The organism is Paenibacillus sp. FSL K6-1558, assembly GCF_038002565.1.
In the GTDB taxonomy this organism is placed as follows: Bacteria; Bacillota; Bacilli; order Paenibacillales; family Paenibacillaceae; genus Paenibacillus; species Paenibacillus polysaccharolyticus.
Genome location: NZ_JBBOCV010000001.1, coordinates 5,251,942 through 5,277,491, shown reverse-complemented (window position 1 = coordinate 5,277,491; position 25,550 = coordinate 5,251,942). Strand labels below are relative to the sequence as shown.

At 46.3% G+C, this 25,550-nt stretch carries 16 protein-coding genes; 2 read left to right on the top strand and 14 right to left on the bottom strand.

Translation table 11 applies throughout. The features are described 5' to 3' along the window. Positions 1-22 precede the first annotated feature (22 nt). The 3 genes from gltB to MHI38_RS22705 form a co-directional block, all read right to left on the bottom strand. Positions 23-4,621, bottom strand: coding sequence for a glutamate synthase large subunit (gene gltB / locus MHI38_RS22715; RefSeq protein ID WP_154890815.1), 4,599 nt, complete (start codon positions 4,619-4,621; stop codon positions 23-25). Between the two features lie 679 nt (positions 4,622-5,300). Next, entirely contained in the window at positions 5,301-7,583 is a 2,283-nt protein-coding gene (locus MHI38_RS22710) for a YhgE/Pip domain-containing protein (RefSeq protein WP_341181716.1), read from the bottom strand. A 158-nt stretch (positions 7,584-7,741) separates the two neighbouring features. Beyond that, positions 7,742-8,332 carry a TetR/AcrR family transcriptional regulator gene (locus MHI38_RS22705; RefSeq protein WP_090918298.1) on the bottom strand — a complete coding sequence of 197 codons (591 nt, stop codon included), beginning with the start codon at positions 8,330-8,332 and terminating at the stop codon, positions 7,742-7,744. A 409-nt stretch (positions 8,333-8,741) separates the two neighbouring features. On the opposite strand from MHI38_RS22705, the gene MHI38_RS22700 reads away from it, so the two are divergent. After that, entirely contained in the window at positions 8,742-9,959 is a 1,218-nt protein-coding gene (locus MHI38_RS22700; protein WP_154890813.1) for an MGDG synthase family glycosyltransferase, read from the top strand. Positions 9,960-10,248: 289 nt separating this feature from the next. Here MHI38_RS22700 and MHI38_RS22695 read toward each other — a convergent pair whose 3' ends face one another. Both MHI38_RS22695 and thpR read right to left on the bottom strand, forming a co-directional pair. Further along, a complete protein-coding gene (locus MHI38_RS22695) occupies positions 10,249-11,106 on the bottom strand; it encodes a cell wall hydrolase (RefSeq protein WP_090918302.1) in 858 nt (285 codons plus the stop codon). A 130-nt stretch (positions 11,107-11,236) separates the two neighbouring features. Then, the gene (gene thpR, locus MHI38_RS22690) at positions 11,237-11,839 is read right to left on the bottom strand and encodes an RNA 2',3'-cyclic phosphodiesterase (protein ID WP_154890812.1); all 603 of its coding nucleotides are present in this window, start codon (positions 11,837-11,839) and stop codon (positions 11,237-11,239) included. 199 nt (positions 11,840-12,038) lie between these two features. On the opposite strand from thpR, the gene MHI38_RS22685 reads away from it, so the two are divergent. Continuing rightward, on the top strand, positions 12,039-12,995 hold the full coding sequence (locus MHI38_RS22685) for a D-2-hydroxyacid dehydrogenase (RefSeq protein ID WP_154890811.1): 957 nt from the start codon (positions 12,039-12,041) through the stop codon (positions 12,993-12,995). Between the two features lie 150 nt (positions 12,996-13,145). Here the strand turns inward: MHI38_RS22685 and MHI38_RS22680 are convergent, their stop codons facing one another. From MHI38_RS22680 to MHI38_RS22640, 9 genes are all read right to left on the bottom strand, one after another. After that, the gene (locus MHI38_RS22680) at positions 13,146-14,093 is read right to left on the bottom strand and encodes a TRM11 family SAM-dependent methyltransferase (RefSeq protein ID WP_261769368.1); all 948 of its coding nucleotides are present in this window, start codon (positions 14,091-14,093) and stop codon (positions 13,146-13,148) included. 181 nt (positions 14,094-14,274) lie between these two features. Further along, complete coding sequence (locus MHI38_RS22675) at positions 14,275-15,987, bottom strand: HAMP domain-containing methyl-accepting chemotaxis protein (RefSeq protein ID WP_154982716.1); 1,713 nt, start codon at positions 15,985-15,987, stop codon at positions 14,275-14,277. Positions 15,988-16,277: 290 nt separating this feature from the next. Beyond that, positions 16,278-17,336, bottom strand: a complete 1,059-nt coding sequence (locus MHI38_RS22670) for an MsnO8 family LLM class oxidoreductase (protein WP_154982715.1) — start codon at positions 17,334-17,336, stop codon at positions 16,278-16,280. Positions 17,337-17,380: 44 nt separating this feature from the next. Further along, entirely contained in the window at positions 17,381-18,796 is a 1,416-nt protein-coding gene (locus tag MHI38_RS22665; protein WP_341181715.1) for a deoxyguanosinetriphosphate triphosphohydrolase family protein, read from the bottom strand. 286 nt (positions 18,797-19,082) lie between these two features. Further along, the gene (gene htpG / locus MHI38_RS22660; protein WP_154890806.1) at positions 19,083-20,966 is read right to left on the bottom strand and encodes a molecular chaperone HtpG; all 1,884 of its coding nucleotides are present in this window, start codon (positions 20,964-20,966) and stop codon (positions 19,083-19,085) included. A gap of 339 nt (positions 20,967-21,305) precedes the next feature. Beyond that, positions 21,306-22,205, bottom strand: coding sequence for a nickel transporter permease (nikC, locus tag MHI38_RS22655; RefSeq protein ID WP_154982713.1), 900 nt, complete (start codon positions 22,203-22,205; stop codon positions 21,306-21,308). A 127-nt stretch (positions 22,206-22,332) separates the two neighbouring features. Continuing rightward, on the bottom strand, positions 22,333-23,337 hold the full coding sequence (locus MHI38_RS22650) for an ABC transporter permease (RefSeq protein WP_341181714.1): 1,005 nt from the start codon (positions 23,335-23,337) through the stop codon (positions 22,333-22,335). Beyond that, a complete protein-coding gene (locus MHI38_RS22645) occupies positions 23,334-23,462 on the bottom strand; it encodes a hypothetical protein (RefSeq protein ID WP_261769367.1) in 129 nt (42 codons plus the stop codon). Before MHI38_RS22645 ends, MHI38_RS22650 begins: the two co-directional genes overlap by 4 nt. 64 nt (positions 23,463-23,526) lie before the next feature. Further along, a complete protein-coding gene (locus tag MHI38_RS22640) occupies positions 23,527-25,176 on the bottom strand; it encodes an ABC transporter substrate-binding protein (protein ID WP_308722554.1) in 1,650 nt (549 codons plus the stop codon). Between the last annotated feature and the right edge of the window lie 374 nt (positions 25,177-25,550).

Sequence of the window (25,550 nt, the reverse complement as noted above, 5' to 3'; positions counted from 1 at the left end):
TATTAGGAAAATAAACGAAACATTACCCTCCGGTGCGCGCAAGCTCACGCATATTTGCTTCAAATGCGGCCAGCAAAGCGGCTTCACCTGTCAGACCTGTTGCCTGTACACGCTCGATCTGTTCCGTCATACGTTTGAAGTCCTTCGGAATGACACGAACAAATTGATTCAGGGAATCCTGCCATGTATCCAGGATACGCTGACCTGCATCACTTCCAGTGAGTGCTACGTGCCGTTGAATCATGCCACGTAGATCTGCACTTTCGGCAGTATCTTCTACACGCTCCAAAAGAACCATTTCCAGATTGCAGCGTTGCAGGAATGTGCCTTTTGGATCATACACGTAAGCAATACCTCCAGACATCCCTGCTGCAAAGTTACGACCTGTATCGCCGAGTACTACGACACGCCCGCCTGTCATGTATTCACAGCCATGATCGCCTACACCTTCAACAACGACTTTAGCTCCGGAGTTACGTACAGCGAAACGTTCACCAGCAATACCGCGGATATACGCTTCCCCACTAGTCGCCCCATATAAAGCAGTGTTTCCGATAATGATGTTATTCTCCGCTTCAAATGTCGCTTTTGGTGAAGGCATAACGATCAGCTTGCCTCCCGACAGTCCTTTACCCACGTAGTCGTTAGAGTCTCCTTCAACCGTGAGCGTCATACCTTTTGGTACAAAAGCACCAAAGCTTTGTCCAGCGGAGCCGACAAATTTAAATTTAACCGTATCCTCAGGCAAACCAGCAAGACCATACTTACGTGTAATCTCACTACCCAGGATGGTACCCACTGCACGGTTCACGTTGGTGATTGGCAGAACCGCTTCTACAGGTTGACCAGATTCAATAGCTGGCTGTGCGAGTGGCACGAGTTGTTGCATATCCAGCGTTTCTTCCAGTTGGTGATTCTGATGCTGTGTACGGTAACGTGCAGCGCCTTCTGGCAGTTCAGGCACATGTAGCAATACCGACAGATCCACACCTTTTTTCTTCCAGTGATCCACAGCTTCTACCGTTTCGAGGCAATCTGTACGTCCAACCATTTCCTGAATGGTACGGAATCCAAGATCAGCCATAATCTCACGCATGTCTTCAGCAACGAAACGCATAAAGTTTACGACATGTTCAGGGTCTCCCATGTAGTTTTTACGCAGTTCCGGATTTTGTGTTGCCACACCAACTGGACAAGTATCCATTTGGCAGACACGCATCATGATACAGCCCAGTGCAACGAGTGGTGCAGTAGAGAAACCATATTCTTCGGCTCCAAGCAACGCTGCAATCGCCAGGTCACGCCCGTTCAACATTTTACCATCTGTTTCAAGAACAACACGATCACGCAGATTGTTCAGCATCAACGTTTGATGTGTCTCTGCAAGTCCAAGCTCCCACGGCATACCGGCATGACGGATGGAACCTTGAGGAGATGCCCCTGTACCGCCGTCGTAACCGCTGACCAGGATAATATCCGCACGACCTTTAGCTACACCTGCAGCAATCGTTCCGACACCCACTTCAGATACCAGCTTCACGTTAATTTCGGCACGCGGATTAGCATTTTTCAAGTCATAGATCAACTCAGCCAAGTCCTCAATCGAATAGATATCGTGATGCGGCGGCGGTGAGATCAGACCTACACCTGGTGTAGAACCACGAACTTCTGCTACCCAAGGATATACCTTACGACCTGGCAACTGTCCGCCTTCACCTGGTTTAGCCCCTTGTGCCATTTTGATCTGAATCTCGTCAGCGTTGACCAGATAGTTGGAAGTTACACCAAAACGTCCGGATGCAACTTGTTTGATCGCACTGCGACGGGAATCCCCATTGCTGTCTTTCACGAAACGAGCTGGATCTTCTCCGCCTTCACCTGTGTTGGATTTACCGCCTACACGGTTCATGGCAATTGCCAAATCTTCGTGAGCTTCTTTACTGATCGAACCGAAGGACATTGCACCCGTTTTGAAACGACGCATGATGTTTTCCACCGATTCCACTTCTTCGAGCGGAATGGATGCTCCGACCGGTTTCAGCTTCAGCATAGAGCGAATCGTAAGCAATTGATCATTCTCACCCTGTACGAGTTTGGAATACTTTTTGTAGAGCTTGTAGTCGCCCGTACGTACAGCGTGTTGCAACGTGTGGATCGTTTGCGGGTTGAACAAATGCTCTTCCCCGTCATTACGCCATTGGTATTCACCGCCGGAATCCAGCACTTTATCATTGCCGTCTTTATCCGTGAAGGCACGGTTGTGATGTGTCAGCGCCTCTGCTGCTACTTCCTCCAGACCGATACCACCGATTCGTGAAGGTGTCCAAGTGAAGTAACGGTCAACGAAATCTGATTTCAGACCAACGGCTTCAAAAATTTGAGCACCGCGATACGATTGGATCGTGGAGATTCCCATTTTGGACAATATTTTAATAACGCCTTTTGTTGCGGCTTTAATGTAGTTTTTAACGGCTTTCTCATGGGAAATACCGCGCAGCAAACCTTGCTGAATCATATCATCCAGTGTTTCAAATGCCAGATAAGGGTTAACCGCACTTACGCCATAACCCAGAAGCAATGCGTAGTGGTGAATATCACGTGGTTCTCCCGATTCGAGCAAAATGCTGACTTTCGTTCTTGTACCCTGACGAATCAGATGGTGATGCAGACCTGCTACAGCCAGCAATGCCGGGATTGCTGCATTCTCGGCATCCACACCGCGGTCAGACAAGATCAGAATATTATGTCCTTTGTCGATGACACGGTCTGCCGCTTCAAAGAGCAAGTCCATTGCTTTACGCAACCCTTCCGCTCCCTCTGCAGCGGTGAAGAAGATCGGGATTGTCATGGAACGGAAGCCCGGACGACGAACATGGCGGATCTTCGCAAAGTCTTCATTAGACAATACCGGTGTATCCAGACGAATCTGGCGACAGCTCTCCGGTTCAGGGTTAAGCAGGTTACGCTCCGGACCAATCGTTGTCGCTGTAGAGGTAACGATCTCTTCACGAATCGCGTCAATCGGCGGATTGGTTACCTGTGCAAACATCTGTTTAAAGTAGTTATACAGGCGTTGCGGACGATCTGACAGAACAGCCAGAGGTGCATCATAACCCATGGAACCTGTAGCTTCCATCCCTGTAGATGCCATTGGCTCCAACACTTTGCGCAGTTCTTCAAATGTATATCCGTAAGCCAGTTGAAGTTGCGTAACATTGTCATGTTTAGGGTCTGGAAGCTCCGGTGCTTCCGGCAATTCGTTCAGATCCATCAAGTGCTCTTCAAGCCAATCCTCATAAGGATTCTCTGCAGCAATGAGTGCTTTGACTTCTTCATCAGAGATAATACGGCCCTCTTGAGTATCTACGAGCAACATCCGTCCTGGGCGCAGACGATCTTTGTACAGAATGTCTTCCGGTGCGATATCCAGAACACCGACTTCGGAAGAAAGAATGATTCGGTCATCCTTCGTTACATAATAACGGGCAGGTCGCAAACCGTTACGGTCAAGCGTAGCACCGATCTGTAAACCATCTGTAAATGCCATAGCCGCAGGGCCATCCCATGGCTCCATCATCGTGCTGTGGTATTCATAGAATGCCTTTTTCGCAGGGTCCATCCCTTCATCAGTGCTCCATGGCTCAGGAACCATCATCATCGCCACGTGTGGCAGGGAGCGTCCGCTTAGGTACAGGAATTCCAGCGTGTTGTCAAACATCGCTGTATCTGAACCGTCCGGATTAATAACCGGTTTTACTTTCGCAATATCATCGCCGAACAGTTCGCTTTCGAACAAGGACTGACGTGCATGCATCCAGTTCACGTTACCACGCATCGTGTTGATCTCACCGTTGTGGATCATGAAACGATACGGGTGAGCACGCTCCCAGCTCGGGAAGGTGTTTGTACTGAAACGGGAGTGTACGAGTGCAATCGCTGACTCAACCAGCTCTTCCTGCAAATCCAGATAGAACTTGCCGACCTGCTCGGTTGTCAACATGCCTTTGTAGACCACTTTACGGCATGACAAACTTGGCAAGTAGAATGACTCTCCTTCCGCCTCGTCTGCGGAATAACGAATGGCCAGTTCAGCACGTCTGCGGATGACATACAATTTGCGTTCAAATGCAAGTTCATCTTTCACTTCATCCGATCTTCCGATAAACACCTGACGTACATAAGGCTTCGCTGCCAATGCAGAACGGCCCAGCATCTCATCATACGTAGGTACATCCCGGAAGCCCAGGAAGGTCTGTCCTTCTTCTTCAATAATCTTCTTCAGGCTCTCTTCATGTGCAGTACGGACTGCCGGATCATGAGACAGGAACAACATGCCCACGCCATAGAATCCCTGTTCAGGCAATGCAAAACCGAGTCGATCTGCTTCCTTTGCAAAATAACGATGTGGAATCTGAATCAGGATGCCTGCTCCGTCACCGGAATTCGGTTCACTTCCCTGACCCCCACGGTGCTCCATATTACTGAGCATGGTCAGTGCTTGACTAACGATATCGTGTGAAGGTACTCCTTTGATGTTGGCAACAAAACCCATACCACATGCATCTTTTTCGAATTGTGGGTCATACAGACCTTGTTTTGGAGGTAATCCGATGTGTCTCATGGAACGCAACCTTTCTATAATGAAGTATTTCGGAAAGATCAAGAACATAACAACAGGCAACATTGAAACGGGAGGAGCTGGCATTTCGCTTGCGATAAGCCTGCCTGCTGAGATGGAGAGGTGATAGCTTGAGCCATCTGTTGTAAGCCTGGTATTGCGGTAAAGACCGCGATTATTGCGAAGGACTGAATCCGGTGATCCGGTAACAGCATATATACAACAATATGTAGCCGCTGGCACGACTACTCAAGATGGAGCGACGTTTTTTGATATAGTTCTATTATTTTAACACCGACCTAACATCAGCGCAATTTAAACTTTTTAATACCTCTGATAAGAATTGCTTTGCAGTACAGCTTTAGTGTATTGACGTTTAAAAACATCTCTTTTTCGAATAATTATACACATTTTATAGCAGAGCACAACTGATTTTAATTGCTGATAAAAGAAAATCGTTCCATATCCAGCCTACGTTTGACCATATTTTCGCAATTTTCATGCTTCAACTTCCAATATAACTTTCTATTTTCATACTATTGAATACAAAATGGCCTGCAGCTTAATTTCGCGCCGCAGGCCATTTGTACTATTTGACTACTATATTGCATAATTTCGATACATATGCTTTAACTTTTTTTTGCAGAAAGTTGTGCGAATTGTCGTCTTGCTTCATTAAATATTATACGGTCAAAGGCTGACCGCTTTCGGCAACTTCAGCTTCTCTCTTAGTACGTCGGCCGTTCAGGAGGAAGTACGTTAGCGTAAGCAACACAGATATAGCTGCATAGACGCTCAATATTTCAGCCTGATGCCACATCACATTGAAGTTACCGCTGGAGACAACGGCTCTGAGACCCATAATGCTGTGTGTCATTGGTAGCCACTGACTAATGGATTGCAGCCATGAAGGAATCAGTTCTACTGGGAATGTACCCGCACTTCCTGCAAGCTGGAAGACCAATAACAAGATGATTACATAACGTCCAGGCAGATCTAGCCAAGTAACCAGCGCCTGAACGATCAGCATGAAGGTTAGACCCGTTATAATCGTAAACAGATAAAACAGTCCTGTACTATGTGTCTCTAGTCCGAGACCGTATAGCATAAAGCTTGCTACAATAACCGACTGGAAGATGCTCACCGAACCAAATATCAGTGTGCGGCTTACGAAACGGTTCCAGCCTGTTGCTCCAGGTACAGACGTTTCACGCATTTTCAGAACGATGGTAGAGATCAGTGATCCTACAAACAGACCGATGGACAGGAAAAATGGTGTCATGCCTGTTCCGTAATTACTTACGTTCTCTGCCTTGTTCTCGGAAGAGCTAACCGGTTCTGCAAACATATTGACAACTTCATCTGTTTTCTTCACTTTGGATGTTTTCTGAGCAGCATCCTTAAGCTTCGTTGCCAGTTCACCAGAACCGTCTTTCAGTTCTGTAAGACCATTAGCCAGTTTACCGGCTCCGTCACCCAGTTGCTTGGAACCATCAGCCAGAGATGAAACACCGCCGCTAAGTTTACCAACACCTGTCTGCAATGCTGCTGTACCTGTACCTAGCTGTTTCGCACCAGTTGCCAGTTGTGTACCGCCTGTAGCTGCTTCACCTAATTTGCTACTGAATTGTTGCAAGCCGCCTGAGAGTTTGGCTCCGCCCTGACTAAGCTGTCCAGCACCTGCAAGCAGTTGCTTCTGTCCATCAACCAGTTGACTTGCACCTGCAAGCAGTTGTTGTTGGCCTCCATGCAGTTCAGTTGCGCCAGCAGCCAGCTGCTGATTACCTTGGTGGAGTTGATCCGCGCCTTGTGCCAGCTTCTGCTCGCTCTCATGTAGCTGTTTACTGCCGTCAGCAACAGCCTGACTCGCTGCTATCAGCTTTTGAACATCGGCGCTTGCTGCCAGTTCCGGGTTGCTTGCGGCCAATTGTTTCAATCCGGCTGCTACTCCCTGTGCGCCATCGGCAACTTTACTGCTACCATCCACAGCGGATTGCAGGCCGGTTGCCAATGTTCCACTGCCCTGAACTGCCGATTGCAGACCGTCAGACAGCTTCGCACTGCCTTGTTCGGATGATTGCAGACCTGCTTGTAGCTTGTTTGTGCCATCCAATGAAGATTGCAGGCCGGAGGCCAGCTTGTCGCTTCCTTCTTTCAACTGGTCAGCACCACTTTGAAGCTCCCCAGTAGCTGCTTCATGAAGTTGCTGTAAACCTGAAACTAGACTTGTCGTTCCATTTTCAAGTTTGGAAGCTCCATTATGCAGCGCAGTAACTCCGTCACTTAACGGAGCTAGTCCATCCTGAAGTTTCAACGTGCCGGATGCAAGTTTAGCCAGATTATCTTTAAGTTTCACAGCACCGTCGTCGAGTTTTCCAGCACCGGTCTTCAAATCTCCGGCACCGTCGCCTGCTTCAGCCAAGCCATCCGACACTTCGGAGAACTTATCTAACAGCGTCTCTGCATAAGACTCTGTAACTTTGGCCGAAACTTTAGCCTTCAGATCTTTAATTGCCGTTTTACCGATTTGCGCACCTACAAAGTTGTAATTACCGTTCGGCTCATAGATCAAGTCCGCTGGTGCAGGCTTATCATCCAGCAATGTTGTGGCTTGGGACGAGAAGTTCTCTGGAATCGTAATCTGCATGTAATACTTGTCGTTTTGCATGCCGTCCTTTGCCTGAGCAGCACCCACAAAGTCCCATTGAAAATCTTTATTTTTCTTCAGTTCGTCAATAAGGTCTTTACCTACATGAAGTGACTTCCCTTCCAGTTCGGCTCCTTTATCAAGGTTAACTACGGCTACCGGGAGTTTATCAACACGACCGTATGGGTCCCAGTAAGCCGCCAAATAAATGCCGCTGTACAGGATCGGTATAAATAATATCGCAATTACAGGGATCAACACCTTCGGGTTTCTCACGGCTGATCCCAAATCCTTGAAAAACACGTTTAATGATTTCATGTCATTTTCTCCCCTTAATCTCTCTGCTAGACAGCAGGAATAACCAATATGAAAACAGAATGAAAAACTCTGGTATTTTTACCGAAATACGTGATGACCAAATCCCTCAAACGGTCAGTTGAGAGCAAAAAACAAACTTGTCTTTCGACAAGCAAGTTTCAATCAACAGAACTGATCGCAGCTATGCCTTCCATTAAGAAAAGACGAAAGTAGTTCTTGATTTCCTCTTTGCTAAGCGGATCATGATGTTTACTCCAGTCCGAAGTTAATGCAATATACAATCGAATCATCATAAAAGCAACAACTTGCGGATCGCAATCGCGTATTTCTCCCCCAGCTCTGGCTTTCTCCAGTTCACGGGACAGAAAATCGGAAATGACCTTCTCGACTTTTTCCAGACCTTCTTTGGCCTGTAACGTTCCAAAATCCTTCAACTCCTGTGACAACTTCACGAGCAACTCGTGATCACGGCGGAATTCCAACAGCGCATCGAGCACACGAAACAGATTATCAAAAAAAGCACTTTCCTGATGCACTTCACGTTGCGCAATGTTTTTCATCTCCTGAATGACTTCCACCAGGATTTGATCAAACAGCTGTTCTTTATTGGTGAAAAAGGTGTAGATCGTGCCTTTGCCTACATTGGCGATCTTGGCTACTTGATCCATCGTAGTCGCTTTGTATCCAAACATGGCAAACGACTGGGCGGCTGCATGAATCACCTGCTGTCTCCTGTCGATCGGAGCCATTTTATCCCCTCCTTGCTTCATCTAATGTGACGGTTAATTCCATCGCTCTCTATAAAATGACCAAAAATACAAATTGGTCATTTGGTCAAAAACTACAATATCACCTTGAAAATAAGAATGCAAGCCTAACAATAAAAAAATGTATTAATATTTTTTAACCGAAATGCAGTGGAAACTGTCAGCGTCGTCGTCTATAGTGTAAGATGACTCAAACAATCCGCATATAACTGAAGTTTGCTGTCTCAAATCAGGTTATACGGTGTAAATATTTTTGGATGAAACATGATTCCGTGTTTTGCTGTATATTCATTAGTAACAAACCTAGCATAACTGTCCCTACTTAAAACGTACGAAACTGTTCTCATTCAAATTTTAATTTTAACTCAAACTTATGAATAAAGGTGAACTCATGCGAAAACCAAGAGTGCTCTTATTATCAGAAGGATTCGGTACTGGTCATACACAGGCGGCTCATGCTCTGGCACATGGCATCAAAAAAGTAAGTCCTCATGTTCACAGTCGTGTTATTGAACTTGGGAAATTTTTGAATCCTACCGTCGCTCCACTGATCTTTTCTGCATATCGAAAGACACTATCGGTTCAACCCAAACTTGTCAGCCTGTTGTACCGCACACAGTACAACAAATCTTTAAACGGCTTAACCAAACTGGCGTTGCACCGTATCTTCTATACCCAGACGGCGCAGGTCGTATCCCAGTTGAAGCCGGATATTGTAATCTGTACCCATCCGTTTCCTAATGCGGTTATTTCCAGACTTAAACGTCAAGGACTGAATATTCCGCTTTACACGTTGATCACTGATTATGACGTACATGGAACGTGGATTAACCCTGAGGTAAACAAATATCTCGTATCCACTCCGCAAGTTAAAGCCCTGTTAGAGATTCGGGGGGTTCCTTCCTCACAGATCCAGATTACAGGCATTCCTGTACATCCTGATTTTTGGGAGTCCGGGGATAAGGTCAAGCTCAGAGAAGAGATGGGACTGCAGAATATGCCAACAGCTCTGCTTATGGGGGGCGGTTGGGGGCTTTCTTTTGACGAGGAACATATGAAAACTCTCGCATCCTGGGCAGACCGGGTCCAATTAATCTTCTGCCTCGGAAGCAACCAAAAGATGATCGACAAAATGAAAGAAATCCCTTGCTTCCAGCATCCCAACATCCGTATTCTGGGATACACGAAGGAAGTCAGCAGACTCATGGATGTTTCAGACGTCCTGATCACCAAGCCAGGAGGCATGACATGTACGGAAGCGATGGCTAAAGGCCTTCCGATGCTGTTTATCCCTCCACTGCCAGGACAGGAAGAGGAGAACTGCGAATATTTTGTACAAGCCGGATATGGAGAGATCATTCACTCTAAGGATGTCATAACGAATCGATTCCGGGAGTTGTCTGAAAATCAGCACAAGCAAGGCAGTCTACCTAAGAAGAACAAAAGGTATATAACAGGACATTCACCAGCTTATGATCCAACCTGTTGTGCTCAAGCTGTTCACGACTTACTCTTCCCTGCAACAACAGAAGTTACAACTACGTCTCTAGAGCGTTTCTCAGCGGGCATTACAACCAGACCTTTGTCTGGTACCAGACTTCCTTTATAATCCCTCTAAGGGGCCTTAGGATCGGTCTGAGGACGCAATATTCAATACACGATCAATCAAGTGCTTAAACGAATACGAAAAAGCAAAAAAGGTTCCCCTTCAGAAAATGAAAGGGAACCTTTTTTATTTCTATTGCATTTCATCGTATGATCTACCAAAAAAATGGGTAAATTACAATCAAAGATACTAAAAAAAACGACGAAATAAAACTGCATTTTTACAAGATTCAGGGCTTATGTGACACTCACATTGTTAACTACCCTGCCTGTTTGCAGAATTTTAAGGTGCTTTACTTGTAAAAAGTATGATGCCCAATCGTTTTTACTTCCTTCTTCGTACGAGCCACTGTCAGATCATCAGCAAGCGTCAAAGATAAAAAATAATACGTATCATCAGACACTTCCTTCTGGCCGTTCAGCGCAGCATTCACAGCTTTGATGCTATCTTCATTCGGGGTTACCCGTTTTAGTCGTCCATTCGCCACAGGGCTGAACTGTGATTTTTGATGGATGACCTTGTAAATGGTATCGGGAAAATTGGCTGACCGCAGCCGGTTTAAGACAACGTTGGCAACTGCCACTTTGCCTTTGTACGGTTCGCCTTCCGCTTCTGCCATGACAATTTTTTGTAGCAGATGCAGCTCTTTATCGGACACACTGTAAGACCAGGTTGCTTGTTTCGCATCTTCCTGATTCAAAAGTTTGGTCCGCGTAAAGTAAAGTTGTTGGGGGGGAGTTGACATCGCAGCCGCCGCTTTGGCATGTTCCATTTTAGCCAATTTCAGAGCAGCTTCTTTTTTGGCTTTGGCTGTAGCGATAGCTTGGGCTTTTTGTTTAGCCGCAGCTTCCTGTTGCTCGCGCTCTTCCTGAGCAGTCAAAAGCCAGTTTTTTGCTGGCAAAGCATTAGTCCATGTTACGGATTGTCCAGACGTGTCAGAAGATAGACTTGTCCCATCTTCCATCATTCGCCTCTGGTCTTGCGGCAATGATGGGCTGTTATGCGCCGAAGACGCAAGCTCCGTCATCTGTTTACTATCACTCGCTTCATTCCATTTCCCCGTCGCCTGAACGACATTTACCCCCACTATACATACAAGCAGCACTGATAACATCGGTGCTACCCAACGATTCTTGCTTATAATTTCCATTCGAAGATTCCTCCTATCGAAACAATTCCCTAATCTTAGTAACCAAAAAAAAAGAATTTGAATAACGATGGCTAATATTACATAGGGATAAACACAATGTCAATGTGAGTTTATGGTATTAAAAAGTTTTTCAGGAAAATGAAAACGTATCCACTGTCTCATACATTGGCGTTTGTCCAAGCCTTGTCACATAAAGTACAAAACCGTCTACTGACCATGAATTTCCATGAGAAGCATGTTCTGTAACGATTTCGGAAACTCCAGAATGATCCATACCAGGAAGCGATCCAAGATATTTTCTGGCTACAGTAACATGTGGACGGTAAGGTCTTAACTCGGCTTCAAAACCCAGACCTTTTGTAGCCTCTACAATTTTTTGCTGTAAGTGATGTAATCGCTCTACATCTCCGTTAACACCTCTCCAGAGAACTTTCGGTGTTTTCTCCAGACCAAACGTTCCCCATTCCGATAGCTGCAGGTCAAACGTATGAAAATCAGCGGCTACGTTGTGCAAAGCTACTCTAAGATGACCGACATCACTCATCAACGTATCCCCCAGGAATTGCAAGGTAATATGATAGTCTCTTTGGTCAGTCCACTTACGAAAATCAAGCTTGTTCCGTATTAACTTGGCCTGCATATGAAGAAACTGCTGAACAGATTCAGGCAGACGCACAGCAATAAACAGACGTTCCCGTCTGGATGCATGTTCTTGAAGTTTTGGGGCATTCATTGCATACACCTCTCTAAAGTTCGCTCTATTATTCCATAACTATGCATATCATTTCAAGCTGGGTAAACATAGAGTGACACACAATATAGATTTTGCATATCAGACTCCGTTCCTGAATTTTCCATTTACATGCACAGGATACACTGAATCTGATACACTTGACAAGACTAATTCATCGATCTCAGGAGGCACACACATTATGAGTAAAATCGTATGTTTTCCATCTCTATCCGAAGAACAACAGCAACAGATCCAGCAGGCTGCGCCAGGATACACGATCAAAGTGGGTAAAGCCAAGGATCTGGATCCGAGCGAATTAAAAGAAGCCGAAATTATACTGGGCTGGTCTCCTCTTGTAACTGAACATGCTCTGCATCAGGACAGCCCTTTGAAATGGATTCAGGTCTGGTCAGCCGGTGTAGATAATCTCCCATTCGCGGAGCTACAACAAAAAAATATTCAGGTGACCAGTGCCAACGGCGTTCATGCCATTCCCATTACAGAAATCATTCTGGGCATGATGTTATCCCACAGTCGCTGGCTAAGACAAGCTATGCTGTATCAGCAGCAGGCTGAATGGAAGAATCCCGGCAAAGCACTGCCGGAGTTACATGGTAAGACAGCTGTTATCGTCGGAGTCGGCGAGATCGGGACCGAAACAGCCCGTGTATTAAAAGCACTAGGCATGCGTACAATTGGAGTACGACGCTCAGGAAAAGACGTGCCCCATGTTGACCGTATGTATGATATGTCTGGACTGCATGAAGCTCTAAGCCAAGGTGACTATGTGATTAACATTCTGCCATTGACTGATGAAACCCGGCATATTTACGATCAGAATACCTTTAACCATTTCAAGACTGATGCGTGTTTTGTCAATGTAGGTCGTGGCCCTAGCGTAAACACGGAGGCATTGCTGGCCGCCTTGCAAAGCGACAAAATTGCCTTCGCTGCTCTGGATGTATTCGAAGAGGAACCCCTTCCAGCAAACCACCCGCTATGGGGCATGGATAATGTGTTAATTACACCTCACATTGCAGGAAGCACAGAACAATATACGCAGCGCGCTCTCGATATTTTCATCAAAAATCTGGAAGCCTACGTTGCAGGTAAAACTCTTCCGCTCAATCTTGTCGATTATAGTCATAAATATTAACACAAACACCCGTTCCCATGCAACTTGTCAAAATGATGTTTGATCATTCTGGATGAATTCAGAACAAAAACACTCCACGAAGGATTCTTTCTTCCTTCGTGGAGTGTTTATTATGCACTCAAACGTATAATTACATGCACATCCAGATCATCACATACACACCCAGACATGACGTACAAATGTGCCTTTACGCACCGTTATGTACTTTTCTATCGTCCATCCGGATTCCAGCAAGTGAGCCTGTACCCACTCTGTGGAAACGACGATAGCTCGTTTGCATAACTTGCGTAATTTCTGGAGCATCTCTCGCTGTTCTTGATCGGGAAGAACCGAACAAAGATTATAGGGCATGTCGAAAATTGCCGAATCATACTCACCTTCCAGATCCCTCATGTCTCCCAAAGTAATTCGATTGGCGTCATACCCGAAATGAGGTAGATTAACTTTTGCTCCGCGCACAGCAAGTGCATTAAGATCATTGCCTACTGCATCAATTCCCATGGATAAAGCTTCAATGACCACCGTTCCCATTCCGCAACACGGATCCAGCAAACGATGATTTTCCGCCTCTGGAACAGCAACGTTTACGAGCGCCCTTGCTAAGGTTACACCGAAGCCTGTGGAGTAGTTTTGCGGCTTCTGCTGATGGTTTTGCCACGATTTTTCCGCTTCTGTCCACTGACCCAAGATCCATTTTAGACCTATTTTAATTAGTCCGAAAGTCACTTTAGGTTGTTTCATCTGCGCTTTTCCATGGATGCACATCCCGACTTCTTTTTCAAACTTCCGTGCCTGAGCATAGTCAGGTGGCGTATCTCCTGCTTTTAGACAAACTACCTTAAATGTCTCATCCTGCTGCAAACGAATGTTTCGAGCTATAGGGAGCAGCTCCGTAATCGAGTCTCCTTCACCCAATACATTCAGCCGTCCATGCATAAATGGACTTCTTCCCGGCGGGATACACCGCTCAGACCTAATATAAGAACCACTGGTAATGCGTATTTCTGAATCCAACTTAAGCAATGTACTCAATTCAAGATGGCATAACTCACGTTCATTTTCATGACAGGCAAAGATGTATATATATGTAGCTGCCATCATAATCATCCTCATTTCTTGGTTCTACTTTTCAAGTTTAAATCAAAAAAATAAGGGATTCCATTGCTGGATATCCCTTTCAACTTTAATTTTAGGACCTGGTCTTAAACTCGAAATCCGACCACACATCCACCTTTTCAAACAATCGTTTTACCCTGTTTCTTCTATTATAAAGAACGGCTTATACTTTTAATTTTTCAATGGATGTGAGCAGATCGTCAGACAGTTCCTTCAACGTTTGAATATTACTGCTGATGGTCTCCATAGAACCGACTTGTTCCTCAGCCGAAGCAGAGACTTCCTCCACACTGGCCGCCGATTGTTGAGACACTGCAGAAATCTGCTGACTGAAGTCATTCATCAGGCCACTGCTCTGTTCCATACCTGAAAGCCCTTCCGACATCGTGCCAATTACCTCTACCATGCCTTCTACGGATGTGTTGATGGTTCTGAACAACTTACCTGACGTAAGCATACGCTCCTGCCCTAATTCCGTTTCTTGAACGCCAACACGTAGCTCATTTACTACACCCTGTGAATCTTGCTGGATATCCTGAGTGATGGTCGTAATTTCTTCAACGGAAGCTTGGACAGCTTCTGACAATTTCCGGACCTCCGATGCTACAACAGCAAAACCGCGTCCACTCTCTCCAGCCCGTGCAGCTTCAATCGATGCATTCAACGCGAGTAAGTTGGTTTGGCGAGCAATGTCGTGAATCACCAAAACCAGCTTGGAAATGTCTTCATTTTTACGGTTTAGCTCCTCCATCTTGCTCATTGAGGACGATACCGAGCTGGCAATCTGTTGCATCTGTTGCACGGATTCTTCCATGGATTTGCGGCCGCTCTGTCCCTGCTCCAACACTTGATTGGACATCATACGAAGCTGATTTCCCTGTTCCGCATGCTGCTGAATATGATTATTCAAATCTTCCACTGTGCGAGCCGACTCCACAGCGGTCTGAGCCTGACTCTCAGCCGCCTTAGCCGATTCCTCCATTGTGATCGCAATTTGCTGACTGCCGATCTTCACTTCTTCCGAAGCAATGGCCAGTTCGCTACTCTGACGATTCACCGATTCAGCTACACGCCTTACATTGATCACCATCGAGGTCAGGTTACCTTTCATCTCATTGACTGCTTTCGCCAGGGCGCCCACTTCATCTTCATGTTTGGTATGTACATCCTGCACGTTTAATTGACCTTCCGCGATCAATTTAACAGCACTGATGACACGAAGCAACGGTTTAACCACCTGTGTGCGGATGATTGGAACAAATATGGCGGTAATGATAATCATCGCAAGCACACCTATGAGCACAGACAACCTGCCATCTTGAACAGAACGAATGGTTTGAGCTGCCGAAATATCGGATTGCTGCTGGTTGTAATTGACGAGATAATCCAGATCAACCTGCATCAAATCAAACGAAGCAGATCCTTTGTCAGCTACTTCTTTGGCAAGCTGAGTCTGTCCTTCGTCACTAACCCGAATGGCTTGTGCATTCATTTTAAGATAGTCTTCCCATTTACTCTTAAACGCTGTCCAGTGCTCATTCTCTTCCTCAGACTTTGCCTGTTTATCATAAATTGCAATCGTCTGAGCCGTTTCACGAATATACTTGGTGCGCTCTTCGTTAAGTTTGGACTTGTCCGCTTCCTCAGCGTCAAAGTAACGATAACTCAGTGATAAAACATGTTCGGTTGAATAATTTAATTGGTTGATCTTCTGGATCGAAGGCATCCAATTACCTGTAATGTCATTTGTGTTAGTCTCAATTGAATTCATCCGGCCAATGATGGTAACACTCAGAATAATTAAACAGAGGATTAACAGATAAAATGCGATGCTGATACGCAGACCGATGCTCTTGATTTTAAATCGGCTAAACATATGATTTCCCCCTCATGACAACTTTCGCCACATTTACAATTTAGTGCTTTTCTCGCAAATAAACCCATCTATTGGCCCCTTGCAAATTACACTCTTCTATATTTATCTGCATTATAGCGATAAAGTATTATAGCATTCTTTTGTCGGTAAACGCTGTAATCTATGAAATTTTGTTGAACTTTATCGAATTAAAAATGAGCTGCAACATCTGTATGATTCAGATCTGCAGCTCATCACCATCTTAACATCACCTAACACTTGATTAGGCAATTTTAGATTCACTTTGTCCCTTAACTCATTCTAGATTTTAACAAGCGGTAGGACTCCAGCCTGCATTCATAATCAGGACCACCCGTTACCACGAGGATCCGGTTGGTATCCAGCCTCTGCCCTACTTGCCGAATGTACTGCCATACTTGTTCGGGTGTGCCAGCAACATGCCGCTTCACCTCGTTGTCCTCTTTATGGACAGAAATACTCTGAGGGTTATCCTTGACGCTACCCACGTTGGTATCTCGCTCATTTGTGTGCTCTTCACGACTTTCCTGGCGCTGGTTCTCAATCTCACGACTCCACCTTAAAGCATCGTTCTCCGTTGCCGCACACATTGCACTGAGCGCCACCATCACTTCTGGTTCCTTCAGCCCAGCACTAGGCACGAATTCCTCACGATAGCGGCGTACAGCCTGAGTTCCATCCGAATCACTCATGAACTGTCCAAAAACATAACCCATACCAAATTTCGCAGCATATACTGCGCTTTTGACATTGGTCCCTAGCATCCATAAGGATAATGGAATTTCTGGAACTGGACGCGCTGTAACCGGAACATCCTCATACGTAAAACGGTCTTCCAGCAATTCGGTAAGCGAAGCCAGTTTGGCGGGAAGGTTCGAGACATGTTGCAAATAATTGCCACTGAGGGCCATCGTTGCATGAGGTCCTCCGCCAGGAGCCCGTCCTAACCCGAGCTCGATCCGTCCCGGATAGAGTGAAGCCAGCAGACGGAACGACTCTGCAACCTTGAGTGGACTATAATGCGGAAGCAGAACAGCTCCCGACCCAAGCAGAATGGTATCTGTCTTTGCACCAATATGAGATAGCAACACCTCAGGAGAAGCCGAAGCAAGTTCAGGCATATCATGATGCTCAGACGTCCAATATCGTGTGTAACCCCATGCTTCAGCTTGTTGAGCCAAAAGCACTGCTTGCTGAAGAGCATGCTCAGCGGATGCACCATTCAGTCTAGGAACGAGATCCAGCACGCCGAGACTGAATTTTTCTCCAGAGCAATCTTGTGTGCTGGCACCTAAGCTCTCAGTAAAGGTTTCACTTAAATTTGCAACCACACTGTACAACTCCTTTGATCTCTTGCCTCTCTTTGATTTTGCACCTAGTCCAGATCGTAGATCGAACCGACCTTCAGGCCGTAAAGTTCATTATAAATTTTCTCGGCGAATGCATCGGTCATGCCTGCAATATAATCAATCACCATATGCTCCCAAGTCCAGATCGGCTGCGCTTTAGCTTGATCCTTCTCATATCGTTGCAACCAATCGGAAGGAATGATGGATTTTGACGTTTCCGGATCGAGAAAGGCATCCCAGAGCCGTTTAATCATCCACTCACTGCGCTTCTGCAGGCGTTGCACGCGCAGATCCCGAATCATCGTCACCCAGGCGAAGCTCTTGAGTACACTCACGGTGCGTAACATGTCGAGGTTTTCTACGCCTTCGCGGACAAAGGTTACCTTTTTCCAATCCCCGTCATCAATGACTCCTAGACTGCCGACAAAAAGACTGACCCAATAGGCCTTTACCTCACGACGAGTACGCGAGTAATCATGCTCGCAGAAAGGCATTTTCTCATTCCAGATGCGCAGGAACGATGCAAGAACTTCTTCCACTTTTTCCGCGATCGCCTCTCTTGTCCAGCCCTTCCAGAACAGATCCTCCAATGTTGTAACTTTGTCTACGATGAGCCGGTTGATATGCTGGTCTTGCAGGAAATGCTCGTGTACTTCAATTTTTCCTGCCTTGATGCCATCCTCCAGATCATGTGCAGAATAGGCAATATCATCGCATAGATCCATCAGTTGTGCTTCGAGCGTTTTCTTGCCCGCCGGGATGTTCCAGCGCTCCCGAATCTCACGAATGTACTGCCACTCGTGGTGATACATGCCTTTCTTGCTCTCTGTTCCAGGGTACGGATACTTGTTAATCCCTAGCAGCACAGCATCAGACAAGTTCAGTCCGTCGATATCTTCACGTTTCTCCAAATACATGATCAGGCGGAAGTTATGTGCGTTGCCTTCAAAATGCTCATATTTCCGTTTGAGCTCCGCTCGTACGTCAGACTCAGCCTTAGGGGCTTTCGCGGCACGACTTTTTTTCATAATCTTCTTCGTCTCACTGTTGATCAGATCATCCAAAATGCCATCGAGCACTTCTTCCCCTTTATGTCCAAAAGGTGGATGACCAAAGTCATGTGCGATCGCCGCACATTCTACAACTTCCGAATCGATAATCAGACCGGGGTTCTCTGCCCGGCCCCAATCTACCTCCGGGTAATGACGCAACAGGCTTCTCGCCGCTTCTCGCGCAATCTGTGCCACCTCAAGGGAATGGGTCAGACGTGTCCGGTAATAATCACCCGTACCTGCGCCAAACACTTGCGATTTGCCCTGCAGTCTCCGGAACGTTGGGGAATGAATCAATCGGGAATAGTCTCGCTCATACGCTGCACGAGAGCCCTCCAGCTTGGTAAGTTCAGGGTATTGTCTATGTTCTCTCAGATCATGCCATTGCATGTAGATCACTCCTAGCCGACTGTCTCTATTTTGAGTGATTATACACAACATCTGCGGTTTCGAAAAGCAAAATCCGTCTGTCATGTCATCTCTTCTTACATCAACATATGATGCACAGTCCTCTCTATGTATATTATACCCTGCAAGACTACTGTCTGTGCATAGAATGAAGAACTGTACGTCGATAGTTGAGCCGGTGAGTGTTACCTCGATATAAAAGAAAACCCGACAGACGAATGACGTCTTGTCGGGTTAAACTTTAAATGAAGTTTTAAATCTAGCAGATCTATACCATCACTTTGCAGATATCATTCGTAAACTCTACCGGGTCTTGAATCGGCAATCCTTCAATCAGTAATGCTTGGTGATACAAGAGGCTGGTATACAGGCTGAGCTTCTCTTTATCCTGTGCAAAAGCATCTTTCAACGATTTGAACACATCATGGTTCACGTTGATCTCCAGCACTTTATCCGCTTGAACATCTCCGCTGTTTGGCATAGCTTTCAGCACTTTCTCCATCTCAATCGTCAAATCACCCTCGGTGGACAAACATACCGGGTGGCTGCGAAGACGTTTGGACGCTTTCACCGCTTTAACTTTGCCCTCCAGCTGTGCCTGCATCGCTTCGAACAATTCTTTGTTGTCATTGTCCTGCGCTTCAGTCTCTTCTTTTTCCGCACTGTCTTCAATACCAAGATCACCACTGGAGATGGATTTGAACTCTTTCTCCTTGTAATTCGTGATCATCTTGATCGCGAATTCATCGATATCGTCGGTGAAGTAGAGCACTTCGTACCCTTTTTCCAATACGCCCTCGATCTGTGGCAGTTTCTCGATTCGGCTGATGGACTCACCCGCAGCATAATAGATATACTTCTGATCTTCCGGCATTCTGGAGACGTATTCGTCCAGGCTCACCAGCTTGCTCTCTTTCGAAGACGTGAACAGCAACAGATCCTGCAAGGTGTCTTTGTTTGCGCCATAATCGCTGTATACGCCGTACTTCAGCTGACGACCGAACGCTTGATAGAACTTCTCGTAGTTCTCGCGCTCGTCTTTGAGCAGGCTTTGCAGTTGGCCTTTGATTTTGTTTTTGATATTCTTCGCAATCAGGCTAAGCTGGCGGTCGTGTTGAAGCATCTCACGTGAGATGTTCAGAGATAGATCCTCGGAATCCACCATCCCTTTGACAAAACCAAAGTAATCTGGCAACAGGTCGCCGCACTTATCCATGATCAATACGCCGTTGGAGTATAACTCCAGACCTTTTTCATACTCTTTGGTGTAGTAGTCAAACGGTGTATTCTCCGGAATAAACAGGATCGCATTATACACCACCGCGCCGTCCGCGCTAATGTGCAGATGTTTCAGCGGTTTGTCAAAACCGTACCGTTTCTCCATATAGAAGTTGGTATAGTCTTCTTCGGTCAGTTCGCTTTTATTTTTACGCCAGATCGGCACCATGCTGTTGACCGTTTGTTCTTCCTTGTAATCCTCGAACTCGTTCTCCGTACCTTCCTTCGGACGGTGATTGGTTACATCCATTTTGATTGGATAACGAATGAAGTCAGAGTATTTCTTGATGATGGATCTCAGGCGGTACTCTTCCAAAAACTCGTCATACGAGTCTTCTTCGGTATTTTGTTTAATCGTTAGAACGATTTCTGTACCCACGGTATCTTTTTCCGCAGGTGTAATCGTGTACCCGTCAGCACCTTCGGATTCCCATTTCCAAGCTTCGTTGCTGCCCAGCGTTTTACTCGTTACCGTCAGCTTGTCCGCCACCATGAACGCCGAGTAGAAACCTACCCCGAATTGACCGATAATGTTATGGCCGTCTTTGGCTTCGTTTTCTTTTTTGAATGCCAGGGAACCACTCTTCGCAATGACTCCGAGGTTGTTCTCCAGCTCTTCCTGTGTCATACCAATCCCTGTATCGGTAAGGGTAAGTGTGCGATTTTCCTTGTCAATGGTAAGCTTGATATAATAGTCCTCTTTGTTGAAAACGAGCGTGTCGTCCGTCAATGCTCTGTAATATATTTTGTCGATGGCATCACTGGAGTTGGAGATCAGTTCTCTGAGGAAAATTTCTTTCTGTGTGTAAATGGAGTTGATCATCATATCCAGCAAACGTTTGGATTCTGCCTGAAATTCTTTTTTAACCGCCATGAATGAAGTGCTCCTTTCGAATTTAGGTATCAAATGATTCAGTTGAGTACAGAGGCAAGCTGAGCCATATACGACTGAACCATTCCATATGTAGTGGTGTGATTAGCTTCATTTGTTAGCACTCAAAGACTCAGAGTGCTAAACCCTTCTTTTTATATAACATATGGGAAAATTGGGTGTCAATACGAAAACGGTTATTTTAACAAAATCATGGATTTCATTCTGTAAAAAACCGATTAAACTTCTATACGGACAACCACTCTTCCCAGTGTAACGCACTTGCTCCAGCAATACAAAAACCGCCACGAATTGAAATTCGGGACGGTTGGGTGATATCGGTTATTTCTTCGCCATCTTTGGGTCAAGAGTGTCACGCAGGCCATCGCCCATCAGATTGAAACCAAGTACCGTCAGCATAATGGAAAGACCGGGAAAGATGAGCGTCCACGGAGCCTTTTGGATGTACTGACGTGAATCCGAAAGCATCTTGCCCCACTCCGGGTCCGGTGGTTGCGCACCCATACCTAGAAATCCGAGCGCCGCTGCCTCGATAATCGCTGTACCGATTCCGAGGGTACCTTGCACAATAAGGGGCGTAAGACTGTTTGGTAAAATGTGTCGAAACAAGATTCGGCCGTTCCCCGCTCCCAATGTCCGTGCCGATGTAATAAACTCTTCCTGCCGCAAGCTAAGTACACGCGATCTCACCAACCGTCCATACGTTGGAATATTCACGATCGCAATGGCGAGCAACGCATTCTGCAAAGAAGGGCCCAGAATCGCGACAATCGCGATCGCCAGCAAGATGCCCGGAAATGCCAGCAAAATATCAAACAGACGCGAGATCAGCATGTCCGCCCATTTTCCATAGAACCCCGCAACCAGTCCAAGAAGTGCTCCAGCAACAATAGACCCAATGACGGAGAAAAATCCAACCCACAGCGATATTCTTGCACCATGAATTACACGGGAAAACACATCCCGTCCCAGGTCATCCGTCCCGAACCAGTGCTCAGCCGACGGAGCTTGAAGCCTGTCCTGTAGCACCTGCTCTTTGTAATCATAGGGCGCAATATAGGGGGCAAGGAAGGCTAATACGATGAAAAAAAGAATAATGATCACCCCTGCCAACGCAAGCCGATTCCGCCGAAACGTCCTCCACGCCTCACGCCAGGGACCCGATCTACTCGCGCTGACTGCGTCAACGGTTTGTCCGGTATTGGTCGACAATTTGGCCATACAGGTTCTCCTTTGCTGAACTTAGATAATGGAAGAGATAAACGGTTTGTTTACACAGAAGAATAAACCAGCCATCGGGACTTTATCGTTGTATCGTAGGATGCTTTGCTCTGCTATCCTGTCCCTCCTACTTGTAACTGATTCTTGGGTCAAACACCGCATAGAGCAAATCTACGATCAGATTAATCAATACAAAAAAGAAAGCTACGATCAGGATTCCGCTCTGAATCACAGGATAGTCCCGTGAACTAATCGCTTCATATATGTAACGCCCTACACCCGGCCAGGCAAAAATCGTTTCCGTCAGCACAGCGCCACCCAGCAGAGACCCCGTTTGAATGCCGATAACAGTCAGCACGGGGATAAATGCATTCTTCAGCGCGTGCCCGTATACGACAAAAAACGGCCCCAATCCTTTCGCCTTGGCGGTACGAATATAATCGGAACTCATCACTTCCAGCATGCTGGAACGTGTCATGCGCGCAATCACAGCCATCGGAATGGTCCCCAGTGCTACACTTGGCAGAATCAGATGTTTGGTCACCGTCCACAGCTGGTCCCAGCGTCCTGCAAGCATCGTGTCCAGCACATACAAACCTGTAATCGCATCCACCGGATCACGTGCATTCATTCGTCCAATGGACGGTAGCCATTGCAGTTTGTTAGCAAACAGCCATTGCTCCATCAACCCTAGCCAAAAAATCGGAATGGATACCCCTACAAGCGCAATCACCATGCAACAGTAATCAAACCAGGAGTTGTGCTTCCAAGCACTGACAATCCCTGCATTCACACCAATAATGACAGCAAACAACATACTTGCCATCGTAAGTTCGAGTGTCGCTGTCAGATAAGGCACGATTTCCTGGGCAATAGGCACCTTGGTGCGAATAGATGTGCCCAGATCCCCTTTCAGCAAGTCGCCTAGATAGGCGAAATATTGCTGGAACCAGGGTTTGTCCAGTCCGAGCTGATCCCGGAGAGCCTGCTTGGATTGTTCCGTTGCTTTTTGCCCCAGAATCGTCTCGGCCGGATCACCGGGTATTGCATGGATGATGGAAAAAACGATCAACGTCATGCCCAGCAAAACGGGCAGCAGTACCAGCACACGTTTGACAATATAGCTGTTCACTTCCAGATCACCTGCCCTAAAGGGTTCATCTGCATGATTTCAACTTTGGCAAAATCAAAGAAATAGCGCTGGCGAACACGTATGCTTTGGCTCGTCACGACCCGGATGTAGAATCTAATAAGCATTGCATGTCCGCCAGCGCATAACTTGGTTTAACACTTGCGTTTCATTTATTTTCACTCGAAAGTTTTATTCAAAATAAGCCCCCACATACGATTCCGTTCCCAGCGGAGAGGTTACAAAACCCTTCAGGCTGGCTTTCCCGGCAAGAATCGGTGTGGTATGCACAAGTGGAATCCAAGGAGCGTCTTCCTTGATGATGACCTGAGCCTGTTTGTAAAGCTCGGCACGTTTATCCTGATCCGTCTCCGTTTGTGCTTTGGTGAGTAAGGAATGCAACTCTTCATTTACATAGTAGCTACGGTTGTTGCCTGGAATGGCGTCTTTGTCCAAAAGTGTATACAGGAAGTTATCTGGGTCACCGTTATCCCCTGTCCAGCCGAGCATATAGAGATCATCCTTCTCCCCGGCTTTGGAATCTTCCAGATAGGTTGCCCACTCCGGAGATTCGATGGTTGTTTTGACACCAATTTTCTCAAAATCCGCCTGAATTGCTTCAGCTACCTTCTTGCCATCTGGCATGTACGGACGGGATACAGGCATGGCATAAAATGTTACCGGATCTGGCAATCCGTCAGGGAAGCCGGCTTCGGCCAGCAACGCTTTTGCTTTTTCCAGATCATACGCGTAATCTTCGATCTCATCATTGTAACCCCATAGAGTAGGTGGCATCGGGTTAACCGCAGGCTCTGCCTGTCCAGCAAAGAACGCGTCAATAATGGCCTGTTTGTTCACGGCATGGTTCAGGGCTTGTCTGACTTTCACGTTATCAAACGGTTTTTTCTTAAAATTAAACCCGATATATGCCACGTTGAACGGCGGACGTTCAATCTTCTGTAGCTCGCTATTGCCTTCCAGAATGCTCAGATCATCCGGATTCAGGTCTTCCATAATATCGATCTCGCCATTTTGCAATGCATTGAAACGAGCCGTGTTATCCGGAATGGAGCGCACAATTACCTTGTTCAGCTTCGGAAATCCTTCCCTCCAGTAGTCTGCATTTTTCTCCAGCGTGATGGAGTCGTTCCGTTTCCACTCTTTGAATACAAATGGGCCGGTGCCGACAGGCTCACTCTTGAAGTTTTCTTTCTTCTCCTGAATGGCAGCCGGACTGCCAATGCCAAACGGAGTCATCGCAATATTTTGCAGGAAAGGAGCTTGTGGCTGGTTCAGGGTAAACTCCACTGTCGATTCATCGAGTGCCTTCACTTCTTTGATCACACGCGCGCCATCTGGCCCAAACATGGAATCATAATAGTCGAAGGAATCACCTTCGAATTTATATTCACTTGCCGGATCGCTCCAGCGATTAAAATTAAACACTACGGCATCCGCGTTAAAGTCAGTTCCATCATGGAACTTCACCCCGGATTTCAGCTTAAATACATACTTTAGCCCGTCCGCGGAAATTTCCCAGCTCTCAGCCAGCGCCGGAACCACTTCGGTTCCGCCCTCTTTGTAATCGAGGAGCGAATCAAACACCTGATGCCCGATCTTGAGGGATTCCCCATCCGTTACGATCGAAGGGTCAAGCGCAACCGAATCTCCGCCGCGTCCCATAATCATCGTATCCTGGGCGGCTGCTTCTGTTGGAGGTTCATTACCTTCAGCAGGTGCCGGCGTTCCTTCCCCGCCATCTTTGCTGCTGGAGCAACCAGATAACACAAGTACGGTACTCAGTGCCAAAGTCAGTAAACCGGACATCCATTTTTTTCTCATTCGCATACGTACAACACCCTTCCCTGTCTCATAATGTGTGTGATGATTGCGACCGAAAAACGGTACCTCTGGCCGTGCGTGCGATGATGTGGTGGCGATGCGATGCTATTTAATTTGAACTAAAATTGATTTACACAGGCACTCCGATGACAGAACAACTTTCAATCGCTGTTATCCCCAGATTTTTTTGATCCTCTTTGTCCTCAGATAAAATCCGGTGATAAAGGCGAGCGCTTCACTTTTCCAGTTTTTTCTGTCCTCTCCGTTTTTGTGTAAATGAATCGTTCAACAAATAGCTAGTCATCAGATAATCCCTAGTTGTAATTTTTGTATCATCAATTAAAGGCTTTATATGCCTGCGATACCTGTGTTGA